Raw genomic sequence first — 6606 nt, forward strand, 5'->3', positions numbered from 1 at the left:
CTCTCGATTATCTTGTGAATTCGTATTTGCCCGCGCCGACTTCGAAGCGGGTCGATCCTTCATCCTCGCGGGCGTTACTCACGCCGCGCCAACCAATGCCCGGCAGTTCGACTTCGGCGATCGTGTTGGCCGGCACGGTCAGCGCGAACCGCTTCAACCCCTCGCCATCGCCGCCCGTCTCGGTCGCGATCAGCCCGACCGGTGAATCGAACCGCGCCGCGACGCGACCCACTTCGGCCAGCCATACCGGCCGCACCGCGATCCGGCGGAAGCCCGGCGCGGCAGGCGCGATTCCGGCCAGCCGCCGATAGAAGAAGCCGACCACCGCACCGAAGGCATAGTGGTTGTAGCTGTTCATGCTGAGGTCGCCGGTGTCGCCGTTCCAGCGCTCCCACACCGTCGTCCCGCCCTGCTGCGGCATATAGCCCCAGCTCGGATAGCCGGTCTGGAGCAGCAGGCCGCTGACCTCCTCCCACAGCCCCGCATCGGCGAGCACATCGAGCAGATAGGGCGTGCCGAGGAAGCCAGTCGACAGCTTCATCCCGCGCCCGCGGATCTCCTTCGCCAGCACCTGCGCCGCCGCCGCGCGGCGGTCTTCCGGCACCAGCCCGAAGGCGAGCGAGAGCACCTGGCTCGTCTGGCTTCCATTGCCGCACACCCCGTCCGCGCCCACGAACTCGGCGGCATAGGCCTCACCGATCGCCTCGCGCAGCGCGCGGTAGCGCACCGCGTCGGCGTCGCGCCCCGTCGCGGCCGCCATCTCGGCCATCAGCTCGGCGGACCAGGCCCAATAGGCGGTCGCGCAGAGGATGCGCGGGGTGGTCTCGTCGTCGGGCTTGATCGCGTCGACCGACAGCCAGTCGCCGAGATCGAGCCCGCGGTCGTTGCGCCAGACATGGTCGGGATTGGTGCGCGCGACATAGGCCATCCAGCCTTCCATCGCGTCCCAATTCTCGTCGATCACCGCGGTGTCGCCATAGCGCTGCCACAGCTGCCAGGGCAGGATGATCCCGGCCTCGCTCCACCCCGCCGTCACCACGTCGGGGAAGGACAAGGGCTGCGGCACCACGATCGGATACGCCCCGTCCTCGCGCTGCGCCGCGCGCGCCTCGAGCAGGAAGCGGCGGATGAAGGGATCGACCTCCATGTTGAACGCGGCGGCGTCGAGGAACACCTGGATGTCGCCCATCCAGCCCATCCGCTCGTCGCGTTGCGGGCAATCGGTCGGCACCGCGAAGAAGTTGCTGCGCTGGCTCCACAGCGCGTTGTTCCAGATCTGCTGGAGCAACGGCGCGTCGTGGAAGGTCATCTCACCCACTTCGCGGCACGCGCTGTGGACGATCACGCCCTCGATATCGTCCGCCGTCGGCGTGCCCGGATAGCCCTCGACCTCGACATAGCGGAAACCGTGATAGGTGAAGTGCGGTTCGAAGCTCTCGACCGCCCCCGTCCCCGCCAGCGTGAAGCTGTCGGTCGCCTTGGCGAGGCGCAGGTTGGACAGGTCCGCCGTCCCGTCCGGGTTGAGCAGCTCGGCGAACTTGGCGGTGATCGTCGTGCCCGCCGGACCGGTGGCCCGGATACGCACCCAGCCGGAGAAATTCTGGCCGAAGTCGAACACGAAGCGGCCGGGCAACGGCTCGCTGACCGAAACCGCGCGGCGCGCGCCGGTGCGCTCGAGCAAAGGCGAGGTCTGCGCGACCAGCTTCGCGTTCGGCGCCACGCCGACCTTCGCCTCCGCCCAGCCCGACGCGTCGAACCCCGGCGCCGACCAGCCCGGCACGATCCGCCGCGCATCGAACGTCTCGCCGTCATAGATCTCGGACTTGAGGATCGGCGAGCTCGCGATCTTCCAGCCCCGCCCGGTCGTCACCCAGTCGTGCGAGCCGTCCGCATAGTCGATCCGCAGCATCGCGCGGAACCGCCGCGGCGCAGGGCCAAAGCCATAACGCTCGATCCGCCACCCGAACGGCGAGGCGTAGAAGCCGTCGCCGACCACCGCGCCGAGCGCATTCTCGCCCTGCGCGACCAAGCCGGTGACGTCGTGGGTCTGGTAGAGAATATGGCGCTTCGCCACCGTGATCTCGGGCGCGAGGATCGCCTCGCTAACCTTCTGGCCGTTGATCCGCGCGTCATAGGCGCCGAGCGCCGTCGCATAGAGCCGCGCTGAGGCGACCGGCTTCGAAACCTCGAACCCGGTCCGCAGCAGCATCGCCGGCTCGCTCGGCCGCGGGTCGCCTTGCGCCCAGCTCGTGCTCGGCACCGCCGCCGCCCAGCCGCTCGCGTCGAAGCCCGGCTCGGTCCAGTCCTCGGGCGCATCGGGCATCACGCGGAAGGCACGGCTCACGATCCGCTCGACGCTGCCGTCGGCGCGGTGCAGCCGGATCAGCGCGGCGAACGCGCCGCCGTCGACCGGGAAGAAGCCGGTCGTGTCCGCCTCGACCAGCGCACACACGCTGTTGCGGCCCGGCTTCACCTCGCCTGCATAGGGCGCGAGCGTGCCCCAGAAGGGCAGATAGGTGTCCCAGTCGAAATGCCAGTCGAGCGGCGACTTGGCGCCGTTGACCCACACGCCGCGCAGATGATCCTTGCCCGCGATCAGCACCTCGGCCGAGACCAGATCGGCCGGCGCGTCGAAATCGAGCCGGAAGGCGTGCGGCCGCGCGTCGAGCGAGGTCTCGCCCCACGTCCAGCTCACCCCCGCCGCGCGATCGGCGGCGGCGAATGCGTCCTCCGCCTCGATCCACTCGCCGCGCCAGTCGTCCGGCGTCAGCAGCCCCGCCTCGAACCATGCCGGCTCGGACGTCACCGCGCCGTCGACCTCGACGGTCCACCACACGCGCTGCATCGACGCGAGCGCCGGGCCGCCATAGGCGATGTCGATCGTCGCATCGCTGGCGACCTCGCCGCTGTCCCACAGCAGCCCACCGGCGTTCAGCGCCGCTTCGCTCGCCGCGGCGCGGATACGATAGCTGGTCTGGCGCGCGGCATCCTCGATCCGCCACGACAGGCGCGGGTGCCGCACCTCCGTGCCGAGCAGATCGACGGTGTATTCGGCACGAAGGTCGGTGACGCGCATGGCCTAGAGCTCGATCCCCAGCCGGTAGATGCGGTTGGCGTTGCCGCCGAACAGCGCCGCGCGTTCGTCCGCACTGAAGTCCGCGGTGATCGCGTCATAAGCGTCGAAATGCTTGTCGAAGCTGCCGAACAGCTTGTCGGTCGGGAAATTGCTCGCAAACATCGCGCGATCGGTGCCGAACAGCTCGATCGTCTCGAGCACATAGGGCCGCGCCTGCTCGGCGTCCCATGGCCGCCAGGTGAAGCCCATGCCCGAGATCTTGACCGCGACGTTGGGCAAGGCCGCGAAGCCCGCCATGCCGCGCCGCCACACGCCCCAGCCATCTTCGTCGCCGGGGATCGCCATGCCGGTATGGTCGAGGATCACCTGCGTGTCCGGATGCCGTGCGATAAGCTCGGCGAGATGCGCGAACTGGCCGGGATAGGCCTGCAGGTCGAAGCTCAGGTCGAACTTGCGGAGCAGCCCGAACCCGCGCTCCCATTCGTCGGTGGTGGTGACGTCGGCGGGCGAGTAGCTGCGCACCGGATCGGGATGCCAGTTGATGATGTGGCGGATGCCGCGCACGTTGCGATGCTCGGCGTGCGCCGCGAGCAGCGCCTCGACCCCCGGCTCATTGAGCGCCGCGAACGGCACGATCCCCGTCGGCAAGCCGCGTTCATCGGCCATTGCCTGGAGCCACTGCGTCTCCTTGAGCGAGTCCTCGGAATGCGCCCCCGCGTCGATATGCACGATCCCGCGCACGTCCCACTTCGCCGCATCGGCCAGATAGGCGTCGAGCGGATAGTCGACCGCGATCGGCTCTACGCTGCCGTTGGGATTATTGTCGTCGTACGGCGGCGCGAGCCACGGATAGCGGATGTGCGACAGGTCCCAGAGATGGACGTGCGCGTCGACGAGGGGCGGGCGCCCAAAGGACTCTGGGGTGCTCATGTCAGAAGGTGGTCCGTCCGCCGGAGGTGTCGAAGGTCGAGGCCGTGGTGAAGCTGCACTCCTCGCTCGCCATGAAGCAGACCATGGCGGCGCTCTCGTCGACCTCGCCGAGGCGGCCCATCGGGATCTTCGAGCGCATGTAATCGACCTGGCTCTGCGGCAGCTGCGCCAGGATCGGGCTTTCGAACGTCGCCGGGGTCAGCGCGTTGGCGATCACGCCCTTGCCCGCGAGCTCCTTGCCGAGCGACTTAGTGAGGCCGATCACCGCCGCCTTCGACGCCGAATAGGCACTGGCGTTGGGATTGCCTTCCTTGCCCGCGACCGAGGCGATGTTGACGATGCGGCCATAGCCGTTCGCGAGCATCAGCGGCACGATCGCGCGGTTGCAGTAGAACAGCCCGTTGACGTTGATGTCGAACACGCGAAGCCAGCTGTCGACCGGATACTCATGCACCGGCGCGGTCGCCCCGGTGATGCCCGCCGAGCAGACCAGCACGTCGACCTTGCCGCCCAGCGCCGCGGCGCTCGCCTTGGCCGCGGCCTCGACCGCCGCCTGATCCGACACGTCGAGCGCCTGGACGTCGGCGGCGCCGACCTCGTCCTTCGCCGCCGCGAGATTGTCTGCGCTGAGATCCCACAAAGCGACTTGCCCGCCCTCGGCGACGATGCGCTTGGCGACCGCCTTGCCGAGGCCCGACGCGCCGCCGGTGATCACCGCCGTACGCCCGGCGAAACGGCCCGCGTACGCGCTCACTTGGCCGGCGCCCATGCGACGAAGTCTTGGCGCTGCTGGCCGAGCTTCTCGATGCCGAGCTCCACCACGTCGCCGGCCTTCAGATACCAGGGCTCGGGCTTCTGGCCGAGGCCCACGCCCGGCGGGGTGCCGGTGGTGATCACGTCGCCGGGCAGCAGCGTCATGATCTGCGAGAGGTAGGAGACGATCTGCGCGACGTTGAAGATCATCGTCTTGGTGTTGCCGTCCTGGACCTTCTTGCCGTTGACCGACAGCCACATCGACAGGTTCTGCGGATCGCCCACCTCGTCGGCGGTGACCAGCCACGGGCCGATCGGACCGAAGGTCGGGAAGCCCTTGCCCTTGTCCCAGGTCATGCCGCGCTCGGCCTGCCAGTGGCGCTCGGACACGTCGTTGACCACGCAATAGCCGGCGACATGATCCAGCGCATCGGCCTCCGACACGTAATTGGCGGCGGTGCCGATGACGATGCCGAGCTCGACTTCCCAGTCGGTCTTCTTCGAATCCCTGGGGATCGTCACGGGATCGTTCGGACCCTGGATGCAGCTCACCCACTTGTTGAACACCACCGGCTCCTCGGGGATCGGCAGGTTCGATTCATGCGCGTGGTCGACATAGTTGAGGCCGATCGCGACGAACTGACGCGTGCCGGCGACGCAGGGGCCGTAGCGCACGCCGTCCTCGACCAGCGTGAGCGTCGCGGGATCGACAGCGGCGAGGTTCGCCAGCGTTTCCTTCGACAGCGTCCGGGCGTCGATATCGGCGACATAATTGGACAGGTCGCGGATACGGCCATCGGCGTCGATCAGGCCGGGCTTCTCGGCGCCGGGGGCGCCATAACGGCAGAGCTTCATGTCGAGTCCTTCAGTCTGGAGAATCAGTTGGCGGGATAGGGCCGGTGTAGCGCGATGTCTGGGTTGAGGGTGACGCCGAAGCCGGGTTTGTCGAGTTCGCTGGCGCGGATCTTGCCGTTCTGGGGCACGGGTTCGCCGAGGAGTTGCGGGGCGAACATGGGGACGACCTCGGTGGGTCCGGGGTGCATCATCAGGAACTCGGCGAAGGGCGAGTTGTGGCGGGTGATGACGAAGTGGTAGCTGTAGACCGACGAGCCGTGGGGGACCATGAGCACGCCGCGGCTGTCGGCATAGTTGGCGATCTTGATGAGCTCGGTGACGCCGCCGCACCAGCCGACATCGGGCTGGATGATGTCGCAGCAGTCCATGTCCATCAGCATGCGAAAGCCCCAGCGCGTCGCCTCATGCTCGCCGGTGGTGACGAGCAGGCCCTTGGGGGCGTTCTGCTTCAATGCGGCATAGCCCCAGTAATCGTCGGGCGAGAGCGCTTCCTCGATCCATTTGAGCCCGCACTCATGATAGGCGCGATGCGCGAGCCGGGTCGCATAGTCGAGGTCGAGGCTCATCCAGCAATCGAGCATCAGCCAGAAATCGTCGCCGCACTTTGAGCGCATGTCGGCAAGGTCGGCGATGTTCTTCTCGAGCCCCTCGAGCCCCTCGGCGGGGCCATGGTGCAGCGGCAGCTTGCCGCCGATGAACCCCATCTGCTTGGCCAGGTCGGGCCGCGCGCCGGTGGCGTAGAATTGCAGCTCGTCGCGCACCGCGCCGCCGAGCATGTGATAGACCGGCTCGCCGCGCAGCTTGCCGAGCAGGTCCCAGATCGCAAGGTCGACCCCCGAGATGGCGTTCACCACCAGCCCCTTGCGGCCATAATATTGCGTCGAGAAGTACATCTGGTCCCAGATCTTCTCATATTCGGCCGGGCTGCGCCCGATCAGGAAGCGCGAGAGATGCTTCTCGACGATGAAGCAGGCCGGCTCTCCTACTATGGC

5 protein-coding genes are annotated in these 6606 nt (G+C 67.9%); all 5 read right to left on the reverse strand.

Going from position 1 to position 6606, the window contains the following annotated elements:
• Positions 1 to 7: 7 nt before the first annotated feature.
• The gene (locus ABDV68_RS05125) at positions 8 to 3076 is read right to left on the reverse strand and encodes a family 78 glycoside hydrolase catalytic domain (protein ID WP_343518599.1); all 3069 of its coding nucleotides are present in this window, start codon (positions 3074 to 3076) and stop codon (positions 8 to 10) included.
• Between the two features lie 3 nt (positions 3077 to 3079).
• Positions 3080 to 4006, reverse strand: a complete 927-nt coding sequence (locus ABDV68_RS05130; RefSeq protein WP_343518600.1) for an amidohydrolase family protein — start codon at positions 4004 to 4006, stop codon at positions 3080 to 3082.
• 1 nt (position 4007) lies between these two features.
• Positions 4008 to 4760 carry an SDR family NAD(P)-dependent oxidoreductase gene (locus tag ABDV68_RS05135; protein WP_343518601.1) on the reverse strand — a complete coding sequence of 251 codons (753 nt, stop codon included), beginning with the start codon at positions 4758 to 4760 and terminating at the stop codon, positions 4008 to 4010.
• A complete protein-coding gene (locus tag ABDV68_RS05140; RefSeq protein ID WP_343518602.1) occupies positions 4757 to 5614 on the reverse strand; it encodes a fumarylacetoacetate hydrolase family protein in 858 nt (285 codons plus the stop codon). Before ABDV68_RS05140 ends, ABDV68_RS05135 begins: the two co-directional genes overlap by 4 nt.
• Before the next feature lie 23 nt (positions 5615 to 5637).
• Positions 5638 to 6606: L-rhamnonate dehydratase (gene rhmD, locus ABDV68_RS05145; protein WP_343518604.1), on the reverse strand; the 969-nt coding region annotated here is incomplete at its 5' end.

The sequence above is a fragment of the Sphingomonas sp. genome (assembly GCF_039595165.1).
GTDB lineage: Bacteria > Pseudomonadota > Alphaproteobacteria > Sphingomonadales > Sphingomonadaceae > Sphingomonas.

Coding starts and splice junctions, on each gene's coding strand:
- ABDV68_RS05125 (WP_343518599.1), bottom strand. CDS start 3,076: ATGCGCGTCACCGACCTTCGTGCCGAATACACCGTCGATCTGCTCGGC.
- ABDV68_RS05130 (WP_343518600.1), bottom strand. CDS start 4,006: ATGAGCACCCCAGAGTCCTTTGGGCGCCCGCCCCTCGTCGACGCGCAC.
- ABDV68_RS05140 (WP_343518602.1), bottom strand. CDS start 5,614: ATGAAGCTCTGCCGTTATGGCGCCCCCGGCGCCGAGAAGCCCGGCCTG.